A 249-nucleotide genomic window follows, 5' to 3' on the forward strand; every position below is an offset into this window, starting at 1 on the left:
GATGATCCTGGTGGGCATCTTTTTTGTTTCGGGTGCCGACGCCGCCTCGCTGGTGATGGGCACGCTGTCGGAACACGGCACCACCGCGCCATCACGACGCACAGTGATTTTCTGGGGCTCGCTGACCGGTACGGTGGCGGCGATCATGCTGGCGATCGGCGACCCACGTAACCCTGGCGAGGCGCTGACCGGGCTACAGAACCTGACCATCGTCGTGGCCTTGCCATTCGTGGTGGTGATGGTACTGCT

The 249-nt window shown here is 63.1% G+C and carries 1 protein-coding gene; it reads left to right on the forward strand.

The window, feature by feature from the left end:
- The coding region (locus SB719_RS21745; protein ID WP_412159972.1) for a BCCT family transporter at positions 1–249 on the forward strand (249 nt) is incomplete at both ends.

This window comes from Pantoea sp. SIMBA_079 (assembly GCF_046940275.1).
Classification (GTDB): domain Bacteria; phylum Pseudomonadota; class Gammaproteobacteria; order Enterobacterales; family Enterobacteriaceae; genus Pantoea; species Pantoea borealis.